General features: G+C 72.9%; 20 protein-coding genes. 16 read left to right on the top strand and 4 right to left on the bottom strand.

The annotated features are described in order from the left end of the window. Position 1: 1 nt before the first annotated feature. The 9 genes from AC3YO9_RS01910 to AC3YO9_RS01870 all read left to right on the top strand — a co-directional run bounded on the left by AC3YO9_RS01910 (position 2) and on the right by AC3YO9_RS01870 (position 6,766). Positions 2-937: a Ppx/GppA family phosphatase gene (locus AC3YO9_RS01910; protein ID WP_127784076.1), complete on the top strand. Its 936-nt coding sequence runs from the start codon at positions 2-4 to the stop codon at positions 935-937. Positions 938-1,110: 173 nt separating this feature from the next. After that, positions 1,111-1,404, top strand: coding sequence for an Rv0497 family membrane protein (locus AC3YO9_RS01905; protein ID WP_489981938.1), 294 nt, complete (start codon positions 1,111-1,113; stop codon positions 1,402-1,404). Positions 1,405-1,421: 17 nt separating this feature from the next. Next, a complete protein-coding gene (locus AC3YO9_RS01900) occupies positions 1,422-2,294 on the top strand; it encodes a sugar phosphate isomerase/epimerase family protein (RefSeq protein ID WP_127784074.1) in 873 nt (290 codons plus the stop codon). Positions 2,295-2,360: 66 nt separating this feature from the next. Beyond that, on the top strand, positions 2,361-3,203 hold the full coding sequence (locus tag AC3YO9_RS01895; protein ID WP_127784073.1) for a thioesterase family protein: 843 nt from the start codon (positions 2,361-2,363) through the stop codon (positions 3,201-3,203). 31 nt (positions 3,204-3,234) lie between these two features. After that, complete coding sequence (gene proC, locus AC3YO9_RS01890; protein ID WP_489981937.1) at positions 3,235-4,041, top strand: pyrroline-5-carboxylate reductase; 807 nt, start codon at positions 3,235-3,237, stop codon at positions 4,039-4,041. A gap of 114 nt (positions 4,042-4,155) precedes the next feature. Beyond that, the gene (locus AC3YO9_RS01885; RefSeq protein ID WP_206518029.1) at positions 4,156-4,425 is read left to right on the top strand and encodes a helix-turn-helix domain-containing protein; all 270 of its coding nucleotides are present in this window, start codon (positions 4,156-4,158) and stop codon (positions 4,423-4,425) included. A gap of 158 nt (positions 4,426-4,583) precedes the next feature. Continuing rightward, the gene (locus AC3YO9_RS01880; RefSeq protein WP_010241351.1) at positions 4,584-4,685 is read left to right on the top strand and encodes a 30S ribosomal protein bS22; all 102 of its coding nucleotides are present in this window, start codon (positions 4,584-4,586) and stop codon (positions 4,683-4,685) included. 111 nt (positions 4,686-4,796) lie between these two features. Further along, positions 4,797-5,837 (top strand): NAD-dependent epimerase/dehydratase family protein, encoded by a 1,041-nt coding sequence (locus AC3YO9_RS01875; protein WP_489981936.1) that lies wholly within the window; start codon positions 4,797-4,799, stop codon positions 5,835-5,837. After that, complete coding sequence (locus AC3YO9_RS01870; RefSeq protein ID WP_127784071.1) at positions 5,834-6,766, top strand: lysophospholipid acyltransferase family protein; 933 nt, start codon at positions 5,834-5,836, stop codon at positions 6,764-6,766. The genes AC3YO9_RS01875 and AC3YO9_RS01870 overlap by 4 nt, the downstream gene beginning before the upstream one ends. 33 nt (positions 6,767-6,799) lie before the next feature. On the opposite strand, the gene AC3YO9_RS01865 is transcribed toward AC3YO9_RS01870, so the two are convergent. From AC3YO9_RS01865 to AC3YO9_RS01850, 4 genes are all read right to left on the bottom strand, one after another. Beyond that, entirely contained in the window at positions 6,800-7,855 is a 1,056-nt protein-coding gene (locus AC3YO9_RS01865) for an HAD family hydrolase (RefSeq protein WP_489982553.1), read from the bottom strand. Positions 7,856-8,007: 152 nt separating this feature from the next. Further along, complete coding sequence (locus AC3YO9_RS01860; protein WP_127784069.1) at positions 8,008-8,190, bottom strand: hypothetical protein; 183 nt, start codon at positions 8,188-8,190, stop codon at positions 8,008-8,010. 260 nt (positions 8,191-8,450) lie between these two features. Beyond that, positions 8,451-9,281 carry a sigma-70 family RNA polymerase sigma factor gene (locus tag AC3YO9_RS01855; RefSeq protein ID WP_489981935.1) on the bottom strand — a complete coding sequence of 277 codons (831 nt, stop codon included), beginning with the start codon at positions 9,279-9,281 and terminating at the stop codon, positions 8,451-8,453. Beyond that, positions 9,278-9,487 carry a hypothetical protein gene (locus AC3YO9_RS01850; RefSeq protein ID WP_127784067.1) on the bottom strand — a complete coding sequence of 70 codons (210 nt, stop codon included), beginning with the start codon at positions 9,485-9,487 and terminating at the stop codon, positions 9,278-9,280. Before AC3YO9_RS01850 ends, AC3YO9_RS01855 begins: the two co-directional genes overlap by 4 nt. Before the next feature lie 162 nt (positions 9,488-9,649). Between AC3YO9_RS01850 and AC3YO9_RS01845 the strand changes: the two genes are divergently transcribed. The 7 genes from AC3YO9_RS01845 (at position 9,650) to AC3YO9_RS01815 (ending at position 17,656) form a co-directional block, all read left to right on the top strand. After that, the gene (locus AC3YO9_RS01845; RefSeq protein ID WP_127784066.1) at positions 9,650-9,928 is read left to right on the top strand and encodes a glutaredoxin family protein; all 279 of its coding nucleotides are present in this window, start codon (positions 9,650-9,652) and stop codon (positions 9,926-9,928) included. Positions 9,929-9,988: 60 nt separating this feature from the next. Further along, positions 9,989-11,566 (top strand): molybdopterin-dependent oxidoreductase, encoded by a 1,578-nt coding sequence (locus tag AC3YO9_RS01840; protein WP_489981934.1) that lies wholly within the window; start codon positions 9,989-9,991, stop codon positions 11,564-11,566. Between the two features lie 178 nt (positions 11,567-11,744). Next, positions 11,745-12,428: a fasciclin domain-containing protein gene (locus tag AC3YO9_RS01835; RefSeq protein WP_489981933.1), complete on the top strand. Its 684-nt coding sequence runs from the start codon at positions 11,745-11,747 to the stop codon at positions 12,426-12,428. Positions 12,429-12,838: 410 nt separating this feature from the next. After that, positions 12,839-13,633, top strand: coding sequence for a redox-sensing transcriptional repressor Rex (locus tag AC3YO9_RS01830; RefSeq protein ID WP_127784939.1), 795 nt, complete (start codon positions 12,839-12,841; stop codon positions 13,631-13,633). Continuing rightward, the gene (locus tag AC3YO9_RS01825) at positions 13,630-15,126 is read left to right on the top strand and encodes a glutamyl-tRNA reductase (protein ID WP_489981932.1); all 1,497 of its coding nucleotides are present in this window, start codon (positions 13,630-13,632) and stop codon (positions 15,124-15,126) included. Before AC3YO9_RS01830 ends, AC3YO9_RS01825 begins: the two co-directional genes overlap by 4 nt. Further along, the gene (hemC, locus tag AC3YO9_RS01820) at positions 15,123-16,094 is read left to right on the top strand and encodes a hydroxymethylbilane synthase (protein WP_489981931.1); all 972 of its coding nucleotides are present in this window, start codon (positions 15,123-15,125) and stop codon (positions 16,092-16,094) included. The genes AC3YO9_RS01825 and hemC overlap by 4 nt, the downstream gene beginning before the upstream one ends. Continuing rightward, a complete protein-coding gene (locus AC3YO9_RS01815) occupies positions 16,091-17,656 on the top strand; it encodes a bifunctional uroporphyrinogen-III C-methyltransferase/uroporphyrinogen-III synthase (RefSeq protein WP_127784061.1) in 1,566 nt (521 codons plus the stop codon). Before hemC ends, AC3YO9_RS01815 begins: the two co-directional genes overlap by 4 nt. Positions 17,657-17,658: the final 2 nt, after the last annotated feature.

Genomic DNA, 17,658 nt, shown 5'->3' with positions numbered 1-17,658 from the left:
CGTGCGATTAGGGGTGCTGGACGTCGGCTCGAACACTGTGCACCTTCAGGTGGTGGATGCCCATCGTGGCGCCCATCCCACGCCGATGAGCTCGACCAAGACGAACTTGCGGCTCATCGAGTACCTGGACAGCTCCGGGCACATCTCCCGCGACGGCGTCGACCGGCTCTGCGCGGCCGTCAGCGAGTCCGCGGCCGTGGCCGAGACCTCGCGCTGCGAGGAGATGATGGCCTTCGCCACCTCCGCCGTGCGCGACGCGGGCAACAGCATCGAGGTGCTGGACGCCGTCCGGGACCGCACCGGGGTGTCGCTGCAGGTCCTGTCCGGACCGGACGAGGCGCGGTTGACCTTCCTCGCCGTGCGCCGCTGGTGCGGCTGGAGCGCCGGGCGCATCCTCGGCCTGGACATCGGCGGCGGGTCGCTGGAGCTGGCGCTGGGCATCGACGAGGTGCCCGACCTGGCGCTGTCGCTGCCGCTGGGTGCCGGGCGGCTCACCGTGGACCACCTGCGACAGGACCCGCCCACGCGGGCCGAGGTGGAGTCGCTGCGCGAGTGGCTGGACTCCGAGCTGCGCAGCACCGCCAAGGAGCTCAACGACCAGGGCCGTCCCGACAAGGCGGTGGCCACCTCCAAGACGTTCCGCTCGCTGGCCCGCCTCACCGGAGCCGCCCCGTCGGCAGCCGGGCCGCGGGTCCGCCGGGTGCTCACCGCGGAGGGCCTGCACCAGCTGGTCCCGCTGATCACCCGGATGTCCGGCGCCGACCTCGCCGAGGTCGACGGCGTGAGCCGCTCCCGGTCCTACCAGCTGGTGGCCGGGGCGCTGGTGGCCGAGGCGGCCATGCGGGCGCTGCAGCTCGAGGAGCTGGAGATCTGCCCCTGGGCGCTGCGCGAGGGCATGGTGCTGCGTCGACTGGACCGGGCTGAGAACGGGCTGTGACGCGCGCCGGGGGGACGCACGAGCAGGAGCCGACGTCGGCGGTGACGGTCGCCGAGCTCCTGGCTCGCAACGGCCGTGCCCCGGTCGCGCCAGGCGGACGCCGCCGTCGCCCCGACCCAGCGCCGGACCCTGCTGCTGAACCCGCAACCACCGCCGAGCCGGCCGCTGCTGCTGTGCCCACCACCCCTGTGCCCACCACCCCTGCGCCCACCACCAGTGCCGCGAAGGTGTGCGCCGAGCTGGCGCTGGCGGTGCTGGCGGGGGTGCTGGCGTGGCTGGTGTTCCGCTGGCTGTGGCAGACCTGGCCGCTCGCGGCGGTTGGTCTTGCCGCCGTGGCCACCACCGGTACCGTTCTGGTTGTCCGGCTCGGTCATCGGGGGGAAGATCTCATGAGCACGCCGCTGTCGATCGTGGTGGGTCTCGTGGTGACCATGAGCCCGGCCCTGGTGACGCTGGCCGGCGGATGACGACAGGTGACTGGCAGATGACTTCCGAGAGCAGCTGGTCCGCGCCGCAGCGGCCCATCCCCATCGCGCTGTCCACGGCCTCGGTCTACCCCGAGTCGGTGGAGAGCGGCTTCGAGCTGGCCGCCGACCTGGGCTACGACGGCGTCGAGCTGATGGTGTGGACCGACCCGGTCAGCCAGGACCCCGCCGCGGTGGGCCGGCTGATCCGTCGGTACGGCGTGCCGGTCCTGGCCGTGCACGCTCCCTGTCTGCTCATCACCCAGCGGGTGTGGGGCTCCGACCCGGTGGCGCGGCTGGACCGGGCGGTGGACACCGCGGCCGTGCTGGGTGCCAGCACCGTGGTGGTGCACCCGCCGTTCCGCTGGCAGCGCCGCTACGCCGACGGCTTCGCCGACCAGGTCGCCGAGCTCGAGGAGCGCAGCGACCTCGTGGTGGCGGTGGAGAACATGTTCCCGCTGCGCACCGACCGCTTCTTCGGTGCCGGTGCCTCCGGTGCCGAGCGGCTGGCTCGCCGCGGGGGCGGGCCGGGCCCGTCCATCTCCGCGTTCTCGCCGTCCATCGACCCCACCGAGGTGGGGTACCCGCACTACACCCTGGACCTCTCGCACACCGCGACGGCGGGCACCGACGCCGTGGCCATGGCCACCAGGATGGGCTCGCGGCTGGCGCACCTGCACCTGGCCGACGGGGACGGCGCCGCCGTGGACCAGCACCTGGTGCCGGGCTACGGCAGCCAGCCGTGCGCCCACGTCTGCGAGACGCTGGCCGCCACCGGGTTCGACGGTGTGGCCGTGCTGGAGATCAACTCCCAGTCCGCCCGCACCCGGCGCGACCGGGCCGCGATGCTCGCCGAGGCGCTCGCCTTCGCGCGCCGCCACCTCAAGCGCTGACTCCGGGCCCAGCCTCACTGCGGCCCACGACGCCGGTGGCGTGGGCGGCAGTGATAGGGATGGGGCATGAACGCACCGTTTCGCGCCGCCCTCGAGCTGACGGCCGACCCCAGTGACAACCCCGACGTGCAGCTGTTCCACGCCCAGCTCGGCGAGCTCTGGACGATCGGCCCCAAGGCGCACGGCGGCCTGCTGCTGGCCCTGTGCGCCCACGCCGCCGAGCAGGCGCTGGGCGTGGCCGGGGTGGAGCCGCTGGCGGTGTCCGCGAGCTTCCTCAGCCCGCCCGACCCCGGTGCTGTGCAGCTGCGGGCCGTGGTGACCAAGCGCGGCCGCACCGTGTCGCTGGTGGAGGTGCAGCTGCGCCAGGGTGCGCGCACCGCGGTGCAGGTGGTGGTGACCCTGGGTCCGGCCGAGACCGGCGCCGGTCCGTTCGAGCGGGCGCACCCGCTGCAGGAGCTGCCGGTGGATCCGCCGTCGGACACCATCGACGTCCGCGCCCACCCGATGGGCGACATCGTGAACGTGTCCAAGGCCTGCGAGATGCGGGTGGACCCGACGACCGCCGCGTACCTGCGCGGCGAGGTGGCCAGCGACCCGGTGATCCGGCTCTGGGTGCGCCCCACCGGCGAGGACCCGGACGCGTTGTTCGCGCTGATGGCCGGCGACGTCGCGCCGCCGGTCACCCTCAACCTGGGCCGGCAGGGCTGGGCACCCACCGTCCAGCTCACCGCGCTGCTGCGCGCGCAGCCCGCGCCCGGCTGGCTGCGGGTGGAGATGAGCACCAGCGTGGTGGGCGGCACCTGGTTCGACGGCGACGCGGTGGTGATCGACTCCAAGGGAACGATGGTCTGCCAGGCCCGCCAGCTGGCGATGGCGCCAGCTCCCGCTGCGCCGCTGCCAGGCCGCTGACGCACCACCCGCGCATGACACCATGGCAGCCATGACGAGGGTTGCGGTGCTGGGTGCGGGAACGATCGGTGAGGCCCTGCTGGCCGGGCTGCTGCGGGCGGGTCGTGCTCCCGACGACCTGGTGTTCACCGAGCGCTACGCCGAGCGGGCTGCCGAGCTCGAGGCGCGCCACGGCGTGCGGGCCGTCACGCCGGCCGAGGCCGCTGCGCACGCCGACGTGCTGTTCATCGCGGTCAAGCCGCAGGACGTGGACGCCCTGCTGGGCGAGCTGGCCGGGATCGACCCCACCACCCTCGTGGTGTCGCTGTGCGCCGGGCTGCCCACCACCACCTTCGAGGGGCAGCTGCCTGCCGGCACCCCGGTGGTGCGGGTGATGCCCAACGCCCCGATGGTGGTCGGCCAGGCGATGAGCGCGCTGTCGCCGGGCCGGGCCGCCACCGAGGCGCACCTGGACCTCGCCGAGGAGCTGATGAGCGCGGTGGGCCGGGTGGTGCGAGTGCCGGAGAGCCAGCAGGACGCGGTCACCGCGCTGTCGGGCTCCGGGCCGGCGTACTTCTACCTCGTGGTGGAGGCGCTCGTCGACGCGGGCGTCATGCTCGGGCTGAGCCGGGCGGTGGCCACCGAGCTGGCCACCCAGTCGGCCCTGGGCGCGAGCACCGTGCTGCGCGAGACCGGCACCCACCCGGTGCTGCTGCGCGAGGGCGTCTCCTCCCCGGGAGGCACCACCGCTGCCGGAGTCCGCGCACTGGAGGACCATGGGGTGCGAGCTGCGATGTACGCGGCGGTCGAGGCGGCACGCGACCGCTCCGTGCAGCTCGGCGCACCCTCGAAGTCCTGACCACACTCATCCCACAAACCCCAGCCGTCCCGCTAGGCTCGGACAAGCACGTGCGTGTCCCGTTCCGTCGGAGGGGAAGCCCGACGGCGCGACACGTGCCGGAAGTCGGTAACCATGTCTGCAGAACGATCCGGCCCCGAAGGTGTGGGCCCTTCTCGAAGCACGAGCCCGATCGGGGGTTCCGGCGACGGGCCCGCCGCGCTGGCCGACACCCAGTTCCTCACCGTGGCCGAGGTGGCCAAGGTGATGCGGGTGTCCAAGATGACCGTGTACCGCCTGGTGCACAGCGGCGAGCTGCCCGCCGTGCGGGTGGGTCGGTCCTTCCGGGTGCGCGCCGCAGCAGTTCACGCCTACCTGGAGACGTCCTACTTCGACGCGGGCTGACCGTGCCGGCAGGGACCCGAGCGGATACCGTGGTCAGGCGAAGCGCCAGGGCCTAGTAAGGTGTTGCGCAGTTGGTGCTGTGTTGGCGCCTGAGCTCAACCGCCCGTGCACCTGACAGGCTCGAACGAACTACCTACAGACGGCGAGGACATACCCACATGGGTTCAGTGATCAAGAAGCGACGCAAGCGGATGTCGAAGAAGAAGCACCGCAAGCTGCTGCGCAAGACCCGTGTGCAGCGCCGCAAGCTCGGCAAGTAGCCCTACGCGACTTCGCGTGCGGCGCAGCCCGTCACCCCGTGCAGTGCTGGTCGCCCAGCACCCCGCACCTCCGGTGGCGGGCTGTCTTGCGCCTCCGGCCGGAGCGCGGGGGTGAGCGCGCCGGCCGAGCCGCCCCGCGTGGTGCTGGTCACCGGCGGCAGCGGTTTTCTCGCGTCCCAGCTGGCCACCCGGCTCGCCCACCGCGAGTCGGTGCAGCGCGTCATCGCGGTGGACGCGGTGCGCCCACACCGGCGGTCCCTGGGCCGCAGCGAGTTCCACCAGGCCGACCTGGGTGACCACGCGCTGGTCACGCTGCTCGAGCAGGCCGAGGTGGACACCGTGGTGCACGCCGGGGTGCACAAGGGCCCGCAGCGCCCCGGCTACGAGCGCAGCGGCGCCCGCCTGGACGTGCTGGGCACCCTGCAGCTGCTCGCGGCCTGCCAGCACGCACCGCGGGTGCGCCGGCTGGTGGTGGTGTCCTCCGCCGCCGTCTACGGCGCCGGGCCGCGCGATCCCGCTCTGTTCGGCGAGGACGAGCCGGCCCACTCCGTGGTCAGCCGCGGTGCCGCCGACGCCGTCGAGGTGGAGAGCTGCGTGCGCACCTTCGCCCGCCGGCGCACGGACGTGGCCGTGAGCGTGCTGCGCCTGGCGGACCTGGTCGGCCCGCAGGTGCGAGGCCCGTTGACGGAGTACCTCACCATGCCCGTGGTGCCCACCCCGCTGGGCTTCGACGCCCGGCTGCAGATGCTGCACTCCGACGACGCCCTGGCGGCGCTGGAGCTGGCCACCGCGGTCGGCGTGCCCGGGGTGTTCAACGTGGCCGCTGACGGGGTGCTGACGCTGTCGCAGGCGGTGCGCCGGGCCGGACGCGTGCCGCTGCCGCTGCCGGTGCCCGCGCTGGCCCCGGTGGGCCGGGTGCTGCGCGGTACCCGACGAGTGAGCTTCTCGGCTGCACAGGTGGCGCTGCTGACCTACGGCCGTGTGCTGGACACCAGCCGGGTGCGGGGGGCTTTGGGCTTCCGTCCGCGGTGGAGCACTGCCGACGCCTACGACAGCTTCCTGCGCGCGCAGGGACTGCGTCCGCTCACCGACCAGCCCGTTGTGCGAACCTTGACCGCGGGAGCAACGACGGTGGGGGGACTGCTGAGATGAGCGCCAAGGTGATTCCGCTGCACCACGACGCGGGGCCCGCGCACGGGGCGGACCGCGACGCCGACGGAGTGGGGAGCGAGCCTGCCGGTGGGTTGGCCGGGCACCTCGCGGGCGTGGCTGCCTTCCTGCGGCGCCGGCTGGACGGGGCCTACCCGGTCGACGAGTTCGGCTTCGACCCCGACCTCAACGACCACGTGCTGGTGCCCGCGCTGCGGCCGCTGTTCGACTCCTGGTTCCGGGTCAGCGTCACCGGGCTGCACAACGTCCCCGACACCGGCAGCGCCTTGGTGGTGGCCAACCACTCCGGGGTCATTCCGCTGGACGCCCTGATGACCGCGGTGGCTCTGCACGACCACCATCCCGCCCACCGCCCGCTGCGGATGCTGGGCGCCGACCTGTTGTTCGAGACGCCGGTGCTGGGCTCGCTGGCCCGCAAGGCCGGGCACACGCTGGCCTGCGCCGCGGACGCACAGCGGCTGCTGGAGACCGGCGAGCTGGCGGCGGTGTGGCCCGAGGGCTTCAAGGGCATCGGCAAGCCCTTTTCCGAGCGCTACCGGCTGCAGCGCTTCGGACGCGGCGGTTTCGTCGCGTCGGCTCTGCGAGCGGGGGCGCCGATCATCCCCTGCTCGATCGTCGGTGCTGAGGAGATCTACCCCAAGATCGGCGACCTCACGGTGGCGGCCAAGGCGCTGGGGCTGCCCTACTTCCCGGTGACGCCGCTGTTTCCACACCTGGGTGCGCTCGGGCTGTTGCCGCTGCCCACCAAGTGGTACATCGAGTTCGGCGAGCCGATCGACACGGCTTCGATCGGCCCGGCGGCGGCCGAGGACCCGATGATGGTCTTCGACCTGGCCGACCAGGTGCGCGACACCATCCAGCAGACGCTCTACCGGCTGCTCTCCCAGCGGCGCAACGTGTTCCTGGGCTGAGTCGACCTCGGGCCGACGGCCGCTCGGCTGCGCTCAGGCGCCGCGGCGGTGGCTCATCCCGGCCGCCACGGCGCCGGCCACGGCGCCGGCGCCCAGCAGCGAGGGGACGCCGATCTTGGCGGCCTTGCGGCCGGTGCGGAAGTCCCGGATCTGCCAGCCGCGGGCCTTGGCCACCTCGCGGAGGTCCTGGTCGGGGTTGACCGCCACCGCGTTGCCCACCACCGACAGCATGGGCACGTCGTTGTGGCTGTCGGAGTAGGCGGTGCACCGACGCAGGTCCAGGCCCTCGCGGGCGGCCAGGGAGCGCACCGCCTGCGCCTTGGCCGTGCCGTGCAGGATGTCGCCCACCAGGCGACCGGTGAACTTGCCGCCCTCGCTCTCGGCCACGGTGCCCAGCGCTCCAGTGAGGCCGAGGCGGCGGGCGATGATCTCGGCCAGCTCGACGGGGGTGGCGGTGACCAGCCAGACCTGTTGGCCGGCGTCCAGGTGCAGCTGTGCCAGCGCCCGAGTTCCGGTCCAGATCTTGTCGGCGATGAGCTCGTCGTAGATCTCCTCGCCGAGGCGGCGGATCTCGGCGGTCTCCCGTCCGGCCACGAACGACAGCGCCTGCTCGCGGCCGCTGGCCACCGAGGCGACGTGCTCCTTGCCGCTGACCCGAAAGCGGACCTGGTGCCAGGCGAAGCCCATCACGTCGCCGGCGGTGAAGTACTTGCGTGCGGCCAGCCCCCGCGCGAAGTGCAGGATGCTGGCGCCGATCACCATGGTGTTGTCGACGTCGAAGAAGGCGGCCGCGGTGAGGTCCCGGGGAACCGGCGGCGGGGGATCGGGGACCGGCGTGTCGGGTGTGTCCTGGCCGGAGCCGAGCTCGAGGCCTGCCGTTGCGTCCGGAGGCTCCGCAGCGCTGACGGCCCGGGCGCGCCTGGCCGCCTTGAGCCCGGCAGTCGCGCTGGCCTCCCCGGCGATGGCCGCACGAATCTGCGCGGGACTGGGAACGGCACGGCCGAACCGTCTGTTCTCTCGAGGCAAGCGCACCTCCCGACTCCCTCTGCTCCGACCACGGGGAACGTCGCCGAGCGAACGTCCGGGCAGTGCTCGGGCGACGAGCGACCGCGTGCACCCACCTTAGCCGTCGCCGCACAGCGCCAGAGGGCCGTGTCAACGAGACCGGCTGAGTGGCGGGAAGGGCGCGCGGGAGGCTGCGGGGGAGGAGCGGCACGGGGCCAGCCCCCCGCCCGGGGTTGCTAGTGCGAGACCGCGAGCCGGAGCGACTCGCTGGCGGTGCGGTCCGCGCCGGTGCGGTCAGCGGTGCGCAGGGCGGCGAGCAACCGGCGCTGCATGCGGGAGCGGGCGGCACGGGACGGGTCGAGAGCCGGGCCGGCGGCGACCAGCGCGGCCACCACCGTGTCCTCGGACGCAGTCGGCACGAGCCGCAGCTGGTGTTCGTTGAGAATCTCGCGTTCAGGCCACACGCCTGACCTCGCTCCCTCTCGCACGGCTGACGCTTTCCTCGCGTGCTGTGGACCCCACCAAGCAGCCGATCGGGCAACCAGGTAATGGTTCCTCGCACCTTCACAGAGAAAACGAGCGCCCTGTGCAACAGATACGGGGACGGCCGTCACTTTCCGTTGAGCGGGATCACCAGAAGAAAGGTGTTACGAAAGGTAAAAGACACTTTGCCGGTGGGTCAGCGCAAGGTGTCGGGCACGAGCTTGGCTAGCCGGCGCACGGCGCGATGCTGCAGCGCCTTGACCGCGCCCTCGTTGCGACCCATGGCCGCAGCCGTCTCCGAGACCGACATCCCCTGCAGGAACCGCAGGACGATGCACTCGCGCTGGTCGTCGCCGAGCTGGCGCACGCAGTCCAGCAGCTCGGCCACGATGCTCGCCGTGATGACCTCGTCCTCGGGGTCATCGGCGCTGTCGGAGTCCAAGATCTCCGCGGTGCTGAACTCCAGGCGGTGCCGACTCGACTTCATGTAGTCGAGAACGATGTTGCGGGCAATGGTGACGAACCACGCCCCCACGTCCTTGCCCTGATAGGTGATCGAGGCAATTCGGCGGAGGGCGCGGAGAAAGGTCTCGCTGGTGAGGTCCTCGGCCAGGGTGCGGTCGTTCACCCGGAACAGCACGTAGCGGAACACGATGTCGACGTAGCGGTCGTAGAGCTGGCCAAAAGCATCGGTGTCACCGGCCTGGGCGGCTCGCACCAGCTCCCAGGTGGCGAGGACCTGCTCCTCCTCCTCGGGCGTGCGCTCCGGGCGGGCGCCGAGCAGCGGGGCGGTGGTGGTCCGCCGGTCGATGTCCGCCAGCACTCCCGCTGGGGCAGCCACGTCGGGGGCCGCCTGCGGCACCAGCACCAGAGGCAGATCGAGAACCGTTGGGGCCGCGACGATCTCCACCGCCACAGCTGCGACGGACTCGTCGGGCGGGGACACGAAGCGCAGGTCAGCCCCCGGCTCGCCGGTGTCCTCGCCGTGCGTGGACGTGACCGCGAGCGACGCTGCTGTGCTGCTCATGCGGACAGGCCACCCTGCACGTCGACCGTGTCGGTGACCCGTCCTGCCCGAGTGCTGCTGCCGAGTGAGGACACCTGCTCCACCTGCTCCCCTGTCTGCAACGGTCCGTCGCTGCCACCGACGTGCACCTTGTCCGCGCCGCGGTCTCCCGCGACCGATCCAACGGGCGTGGGCAGAATCATAGCGGTGATGTCCATCGCCTTCATCCGCCCGTCACGATCAGGTGGTACAAGACGCATCCCTGGGACACCGGTGGTGGCTCTTCCGCGGCTGCAGCCCGGGGCTCGCCCTGCGGTTCGCGGCGTGTTCACTGGGTGGCGTCAGGACGCGACGGTGGGGCCGCCTCGGGCGGCAGGAGAAGGTGGCTGATGGTGCGAGTAGAGCTGCTCACGCGGCAGGGGTGCTCGGCGTGCACCACGGCGGCCGAGGAGCTGGCGGCGGTGTGCGCCGACTTCGGGCTGCCGTGGAGCGCGGTGGACGTCGACGAGGCGGCGACAACCCAGCCCGAGCTGCGCGCCGAGTACGGAGACCGGCTGCCGGTGGTGCTGCTGGACGGGCGTGAGCACAGCTATTTCGACGTGGACGAGCCCCGGCTGCGCCGCGACCTCGCGGCGGCCACCGGGCACCCGGAGGCCGGCGCGCCCTAGCCCCGGCCCGCCTGACCTGCGGCGCTGAACCGGGTGAGCGTCCCAGTGCGAACCCGCAGCATGACCTCACCCGCGCCCACCTCAGCTGGGCCGAGCACGCCTGGCCGCTCGCCGTCCGTGCGCCCCCGTCGCCCGGCCCTCGTCGCCGCCGTCGCTGGCGTGCTGGCGGTGGTGGCGGCGCTCGCCGTCGCCCACCTGTTCGCCGGGCTCGTCGACCCGGAGTCCTCTCCCTACCTCGCGGTGGGCAACGCGGCGATCGACCGCACGCCGGAGTGGGCCAAGTCCTTCGCGATCGAGCAGTTCGGCAGCAACGACAAGAAGGCCCTGCTCGTCGGCATGGGGATCGTGCTGCTGCTGGTGGGCGCGGTCGCCGGCCTGCTCACCCGGGTGCGGGTGGCGGCCGGGGTGGCGGTGCTGGTCGCGCTCGGGGTGGTCGGCGCGCTGGCCGTGCTCGACCGACCGGACACCGCGCGGGTGGGCGTGCTCTCTGCGCTGGTGGCTGCGGTGGTCGCGGTGTCCGTGCTCCTCACCCTGCTGCGGGCGGCGGCCGCGCCCGCCGTGCGCGACGACGGCGCGGAGGTGTCCCGGCGCAGCTTCCTGGGCACCTCGGCCGCGGTCGCCGTCGGCGCTGGCGTGGCCGGACTCGGCGGGCAGGCGGTGCTGTCGAAGGTGGACGCGTCGGTGGTGGGGACCCGCGCGGCTGCCCAGCCGCTGCCCCCGCTGCCCGCCGGGGTGGACTTCGTCGCCGACGGCGGCCTGCCCTTCACCACCAGCAACGACACCTTCTACCGGGTGGACACCGCGCTCTCGCCGCCCCAGGTCTCGGCCCGGGACTGGTCGCTGCGCATCCACGGGATGGTCGATCGCGAGATCACGCTCAGCTTCGACGAGCTGGTCAGCCGGCCGCTGGAGGAGCGGCGCGTGACGCTCACCTGCGTGTCCAACGAGGTGGGTGGGGACCTGGTGGGGTCTGCCGCCTGGGTCGGGGTGTCGCTGCGCGACCTGCTGCTGGAGGCCGGGGTGCAGGCCGGCGCCGACCAGCTGCTGTCCACCGCCATCGGCGGGTACTCGGCGGGCACCCCGCTGGCCACGGTCCTCGAGCCCGACCGCGGGGCGATGCTCGCCGTGAACATGAACGGCCAGCCGCTGCCGGTGGAGCACGGCTTCCCGGTGCGGATGCTGGTGCCGGGTGTGTACGGCTACGCCTCGGCCACCAAGTGGATCACCGACATCGAGCTGACCACCTTCGCCCAGAAGAAGGCCTACTGGGTTCCGCGGGGCTACGCGGAGCGGGCACCGATCAAGCTGCAGTCGCAGATCACCAGCCCCGGCGGGTTCGAGCAGGTCCCGGCGGGCCGGGTCACCGTCACCGGCACCGCCTGGCGGCAGGGGGTGGGCATCCGCTCCGTCGAGGTGCGCCTGGACGACGGCCCCTGGCTGCCGGCCCGGCTGGGCACCGAGGTGGGCAGGGACACCTGGCGCATGTGGCGGATCGACCTGCCTGACGTGGGGGCCGGCAGCCACACCGTCACCTGCCGGGCCACCGATGCCCAGGGCAACCTGCAGGTGCAGGAGCGGGCGGCCACCCTCCCCGACGGGGCCTCGGGGTGGCACAGCGCGCTGTTCACCGTGGCGTGAGCGGCAGGTCGCCCAGGGCGGACGGCGGGACGGCCCTGCACTGTCCACTCTGGACTGCCCGCGAAGTCCGTTACCGAACTGTGATGCCACCGGATCGAACCGGAGTGACTGCGAGGCACGAAGACCTGATCAGACGGCCCGGAAAGACCGGGCTCGCACGAACCAGGAGGACATTGACATGAGAAAGACTCAGCGACTCGCAGCTGTCGGTGCGCTCGCGGCACTCACCCTGTCCATCGCCGCCTGCAGCAACTCGGAGGAGGCCTCCACCGAGACCACCTCCGCGGCGCCCACCACCTCGGCGGCGGCCTCCAGCTCGGGGGCACCGTCCTCGGCGGCCGCAGCCGCCTCCAGCAGCGGGGTCACCACGGTTGCCGACATCTTCGGACCCGCGTGCTCCAGCGTGCCGAAGACCGGTCCGGGCTCGCCCGAGGGCATGGTCAACCAGCCGGTCGCCACCGCGGCCTCGGCCAACCCACTGTTCTCCACCCTGGTCACCGCCGTCAAGGCGGCCGGGCTGGTGGACACCCTGAACAAGCCGGACGCCGCCTACACCGTGTTCGCGCCCACCGACGCAGCGTTCGCGGCGCTGCCGGCGGGCACCCTGGACACCCTGTTGAAGGACCCGAAGGGTGATCTCACCAAGATCCTGACCTACCACGTCGTGCCCCAGCGCTACGACGCCGCCGGCCTGGTCAAGGCGGGCTCGGTCAAGTCCGTCGAGGGTGAGTCGGTCACCATCACCGGCACCGCGCAGGCGCCGCTGATCAACCAGGTCCCGGTCGCCTGCGGCAACATCCCCACCGCCAACGCCACGGTCTTCGCCATCGGCCAGGTGCTGATGCCGCCGGCCATGAAGTGAGCTGAGCCTCCCCGGCTCCACGAACGAGCGCACACCACGGGCGCCCCGGCCATCGCCGGGGCGCCCGTTGGCGTCCGCTCCGCCGACGGCGAGGTGACCTCGGTCGCACCGAACGCGCTCGGGTGGCGCGGCGAACCGGCAGGGAAAGGGCGGAAACGTCCCAGACCAGGCGCAGAACCGGGTGTGGGCAGCAGGGCGGCGGCGAGTGCGGCGCAGGTCACGGGCGCTGCAGCACACACCGCCACGACTTTGTGCAGGCGTTCACAAGCGGTTACCGTGGGTTCTGAGACCCCCTCAGCCCCCGGGCGGAGCTGCGTCCCGACCGGCGCACCCGTGTGCCCACGTCCTGCTTTCGCCCAGCCCACCCGTGCGAGGAGTTGATCGTGACCGAGCCGAGTGCTCCTCGCACGATGCCGCGTGCTGGCGCCACCGCAGAGGCGGGCGAGTCTACCGTCGGCGCCTCGCGCCCCAAGCAGGGGTCGGGCGAGGAGGTGCGGGCGGTGCCCGAGGCCACGGTGGCGCGGCTGGCGCTGTACCTGCGCGTGCTGGGCTCGCTGGTCGAGGCGGGCACCCGCACGGTCTCCAGCGAGGAGCTGGCCGCGCTGGCCGGCGTCGGTTCGGCCAAGCTGCGCAAGGACCTGTCCTTCCTCGGCTCCAACGGCACCCGTGGGGTGGGCTACGACGTGCCCCGCCTGGTCGGTCGCATCGAGCAGGCGCTGGGCCTGAACCGTCGCCACCGGGTGGCCCTGGTGGGGGTGGGCAACCTCGGCCACGCACTGGCCGGCTACGACGGTTTCGCTGACCGCGGCTTCACCGTGACCGCGCTGTTCGACAACGACCCCGCGCGGGTGGGCACCCGGCTGGGTGAGCTGGAGATCCGGCACCTCGACGACGTCGACGCCGTGTGTGCAGAGCTGGAGATCAGCATCGGGGTGGTGGCCACCCCCGCCGCCGCAGCGCAGCAGGTGTGTGACCGACTGGTGGCAGCCGGAGTCGGCTGCATCCTCAACTTCGCGCCGGTGGCGCTGCAGGTGCCCGAGACCGTGGACGTGCGGCGGGTGGACCTCGCCGTGGAGATGCAGGTGCTCTCCTTCCACGGCGCCCGGCGCGCCGCCGGGCGCGCCGCGGGCACCCAACAGGCCGGCCAGTCCGGTGCTACAGAGCAGACGAGGTCTGGAGGAGATGGATCGGTGATTGTGCCGTGAGTGTTCTGCTCGTGGGGATGTCGCACCGCAGTGCCCCCGTGACCATGCTGGAGCGCGTCGCCGTCACCGATGGTGAGCGTCCCAAGCTGCTGGAGGGCTTGCTGCGCTCTCCCCACATCTCCGAGGCGCTGCTGGTGTCCACCTGCAACCGGGTGGAGATCTACGCGGTGGTCGATGCCTTCCACGGTGCCCTCACCGACGTCGGCGAGCTGCTCGCCGAGCACGCGCAGTCCGACGTCGCCGAGCTCACCCGCCACCTCTACGTCCGCTACAGCGAGTCGGCGGTGGAGCACCTGTTCTCGGTGGCCAGCGGCCTGGACTCCATGGTGGTGGGCGAGCAGCAGATCCTCGGCCAGATCCGGTCCGCCTACGCCGCCGCCGACGCCGAGCAGACCGCCGGCCGCACCATCCACGAGCTGGCGCAGCAGGCGCTGCGGGTGGGCAAGCGGGTGCACTCCGAGACCGGCATCGACTCCGCCGGTGCCTCGGTGGTCTCGGTGGCGCTGCAGCGGGCGGCCAAGGCCCTGGGCTCGGACGACCTCAGCGCACGCAAGGCCGTGGTGCTCGGTGCCGGGGCGATGGGCGGCCTGGCGGTCGCGCTGCTGCAGCGCGCCGGGGTGGCCAGCATCGTGGTGGCCAACCGCACCCCCGAGCGCGCCGCGAACCTGGCGGCCACCGCCGCGGAGGGCAACGTGGAGGCGCGCGCCGTGGGGCTGGACGAGCTGCCTGCGGTGCTGGCCGACGCCGACGTGCTGGTCACCTGCACCGGCGCGGTCGGCGCGGTGGTCACCCTCGCCCAGGCCCACCGGGCGCTGGCCGCTCGCTCACCCGACCGTGGTCTCCTGGTGATCTGCGACCTGGGCCTGCCCCGCGACGTCGAGCCCGCCGTGGCCGATCTGCCCGGCGTGGTGCTGGTGGGGCTGGAGGCGCTGCAGCGCGCGCCGGAGGCCCACGCGGCCTCGGCCGACACCGATGCCGCCCGCGCCATCGTGGCCGCCGAGCTGTCCACCTACCTCGCCGCCCAGCGTGCCGCCGAGGTCACCCCCACCGTCACCGCGCTGCGTCGGCGCGCGGCGGAGGTGGTGGAGGCCGAGCTGCTCCGCCTGGAGACCCGCCTGCCCACGCTCGGCGACGTCGAGCGCGACGAGGTGGGCCGGGCGGTGCGCCGCGTGGTGGACAAGCTGCTGCACGCCCCGACGGTGCGGGTGAAGCAGCTGGCCGCCGCGCCCGGCGGCGACACCTACGCCCAGGCGCTGCGCGAGCTCTTCGAGCTCGGGCCGGGCGCGGTGGACGCCGTCGCGGCCTCCACCACGAACCCGCCCACCACGAACACGCACACGGTCGTGCCGTCCTCGATCGCCGCGGACGTCCCCAGCGACGTCCCCACGGTCCTGGACAGCGCGTTGACCGAGGCAGCCATGAACGAGGCGACGCTGGCCGAGTACATCTCGAGCGCCGACCCCGCACGACACCACGGGAACGGAGAGCTGTGAGCACGGGAGTACTGCGAATCGGTACACGAGGGAGCCACCTGGCCCTCACCCAGGCAGGAACGATCAGGGACGCGCTCATCGCGCACGGCCAGCCGGCCGAGCTGGTGGTGGTGCGCACCGCCGGGGACGCCTCGGCCGCCCCGGTGGCGCAGATCGGCGTCGGGGTGTTCACCGCCGCCCTGCGCGAGGCCCTGGCCGACGGCGAGGTCGACGTGGCGGTGCACAGCTACAAGGACCTGCCCACCGCCGAGGACCCCCGCTTCGTCATCGCGGCCGTGCCGGTGCGCGAGGATTCCCGCGACGCCCTGGTGGCCCGCGACGGCCTGGTGCTCGGCCAGCTGCCCGCCGGGTCCACGGTGGGCACCTCCGCGCCGCGACGGATCGCCCAGCTGCACGCCCTGGGCCTGGGCCTGGACGTGGTGCCGCTGCGCGGCAACATCGACTCCCGGCTCGCCCGGGTGCACGACGGTGAGCTCGATGCGATCGTGCTGGCCCGTGCCGGGCTGTCCCGGGTGGGTCGCCTCGGTGAGGTGACCGAGTCCTTCGACCCCGTGCAGATGCTGCCCGCCCCGGCCCAGGGCGCCCTGGCCATCGAGTGCCGTGCGGGGGAGGAGGACCTCGTCGGTCTTCTGTCAACTTTGGAAGATCGCTCCGCACGTGCCACGGTTGTGGCCGAGCGCGCGCTCCTCGCCGCGCTGGAAGCCGGCTGCACGGCCCCCGTCGGCGCAGTCGCGGAGGTCGTCGAGTCACTCACCGACGACGGCCGCATCATCGAGGAGATCTCGCTGCGAGCGTGCGTCGCAGCGCTCGACGGATCTGAGGTGCTGCGGGCGTCCGGCGTCGGTGCACTCACCGATCCCACCGCACTGGGCGAGTCGGTGGCTGCCGAGCTGCTCGACCTCGGCGCCCGCGACCTCGTCGAAGCACCACCTGTAGAGCCACAACCCTCACTGGAGAGTCACCCATGAGCAGAGCCCGCAAGACCACTCCTGGACGGATCCTGTTCATCGGGTCCGGACCAGGCGACCCGGCGCTGCTCACCGTCCGGGCGCAAACGGTCCTCGCCCACTCGAGGATGGCCTTCCTCGACCACGACGTGGCCACCGGGGTCGCTGACCTGATCGGCACCGCGCTGCCCGAGCCGGCCGAGGGCGAGGGCCCCGTGGCCGACGTCCGCCCGGCCGTGGGCGAGCCCGCCGAGGTCGCCAAGGCGCTGGTGGCCGAGGCCAAGGCCGGCCACGACGTGGTGCGCCTGGTCGCTGGGGACCCGCTGTCCACCGACTCCGTCGTCGCCGAGGCGCAGGCCGTGGCCCGCACCTCCGTGCAGTTCGAGTTCGTGCCCGGCCTGACCGGTGCCACCGCGGTGCCCACCTACGCCGGCATCGCCATCGGCTCCGAGCACACCGTGGTCGACGTGCGCGGTGACGTGAACTGGGCGGCCGTGGCAGCCGCCCCGGGCCCGCTGGTGCTCAACGCCACCTCCGGCCACCTGGCCGAGACGGCCAGCGCGCTGGTCGAGCACGGCATGGCCTCGCAGACTCCGGTGTCCATCACCACCAACGGCACCACCTGCAACCAGCGCACCCTCGACGCCACGCTGGCCACCCTCAACGAGGTCGGCGGCGCGCTGCCCGGCCCGCTGGTGCTCACCATCGGCAAGCTGGTCACCCAGCGGCACAAGCTCTCCTGGTGGGAGACCCGGGCGCTGTACAGCTGGAAGGTGCTGGTGCCCCGCACCAAGGACCAGGCGGGCGTGATGAGCGAGCGGCTGCGCACCCACGGTGCCGTCCCCGTCGAGGTCCCCACCATCGCCGTGGAGCCGCCCCGCAGCCCCGCCCAGATGGAGCGCGCGGTCAAGGGTCTGGTGGACGGGCGCTACCAGTGGGTGGTGTTCACCTCCACCAACGCCGTCCGTGCGGTGTGGGAGAAGTTCGCCGACTTCGGCCTGGACGCGCGCGCCTTCTCCGGCGTGAAGATCGCCTGCGTGGGCGAGGCCACCGCGGAGAAGGTCCGCAGCTTCGGCATCCACCCTGAGCTGCTGCCCTCCGGCGAGCAGTCCAGCGTGGGCCTGCTGGCCGACTTCCCGCCCTACGACGACGTGTTCGACCCGGTGGACCGCGTGCTGCTGCCCCGCGCCGACATCGCCACCGAGACGCTGGCCGAGGGCCTGCGCCTGCGGGGGTGGGAGATCGACGACGTCACCGCCTACCGCACCGTGCGCGCGGCGCCGCCGGCGGCCAGCACCCGCGAGATGATCAAGACCGGTGGCTTCGACGCGGTCTGCTTCACCTCCTCCTCCACGGTGCGCAACCTGGTGGGCATCGCCGGGAAGCCACACGCCCGCACCATCGTTGCCTGTATCGGACCGAAGACCGCCGAGACTGCTGCGGAGTTCGGCCTGCGGGTGGACGTGCAGCCGGAGACCGCCGACATCCCGTCGCTGGTGGACGCGCTCGCCGAGCATGCGGCCCGGCTTCGGGCCGAGGGCGCGCTCCCGCCGCCCCGCAAGAAGGTCCGCAGCAGGCGCTAGCC

It is taken from the genome of Rhodococcus sp. Z6_132 (genome assembly GCF_058133635.1).
This window is presented reverse-complemented; position numbering and strand designations above follow the sequence as displayed.

Bases quoted from the DNA above. Each gene is read 5' to 3' on its own strand.
- AC3YO9_RS01855 (WP_489981935.1), bottom strand. From the start codon at position 9,281: ATGAGCAGCACAGCAGCGTCGCTCGCGGTCACGTCCACGCACGGCGAG.
- AC3YO9_RS01870 (WP_127784071.1), top strand. From the start codon at position 5,834: ATGAGCGCCAAGGTGATTCCGCTGCACCACGACGCGGGGCCCGCGCAC.
- AC3YO9_RS01840 (WP_489981934.1), top strand. From the start codon at position 9,989: ATGACCTCACCCGCGCCCACCTCAGCTGGGCCGAGCACGCCTGGCCGC.
- AC3YO9_RS01885 (WP_206518029.1), top strand. From the start codon at position 4,156: ATGTCTGCAGAACGATCCGGCCCCGAAGGTGTGGGCCCTTCTCGAAGC.
- AC3YO9_RS01850 (WP_127784067.1), bottom strand. From the start codon at position 9,487: ATGAAGGCGATGGACATCACCGCTATGATTCTGCCCACGCCCGTTGGA.
- AC3YO9_RS01895 (WP_127784073.1), top strand. From the start codon at position 2,361: ATGAACGCACCGTTTCGCGCCGCCCTCGAGCTGACGGCCGACCCCAGT.
- AC3YO9_RS01900 (WP_127784074.1), top strand. From the start codon at position 1,422: ATGACTTCCGAGAGCAGCTGGTCCGCGCCGCAGCGGCCCATCCCCATC.
- proC (WP_489981937.1), top strand. From the start codon at position 3,235: ATGACGAGGGTTGCGGTGCTGGGTGCGGGAACGATCGGTGAGGCCCTG.
- AC3YO9_RS01830 (WP_127784939.1), top strand. From the start codon at position 12,839: ATGCCGCGTGCTGGCGCCACCGCAGAGGCGGGCGAGTCTACCGTCGGC.
- AC3YO9_RS01880 (WP_010241351.1), top strand. From the start codon at position 4,584: ATGGGTTCAGTGATCAAGAAGCGACGCAAGCGGATGTCGAAGAAGAAG.
- AC3YO9_RS01835 (WP_489981933.1), top strand. From the start codon at position 11,745: ATGAGAAAGACTCAGCGACTCGCAGCTGTCGGTGCGCTCGCGGCACTC.
- AC3YO9_RS01845 (WP_127784066.1), top strand. From the start codon at position 9,650: ATGGTGCGAGTAGAGCTGCTCACGCGGCAGGGGTGCTCGGCGTGCACC.
- AC3YO9_RS01815 (WP_127784061.1), top strand. From the start codon at position 16,091: ATGAGCAGAGCCCGCAAGACCACTCCTGGACGGATCCTGTTCATCGGG.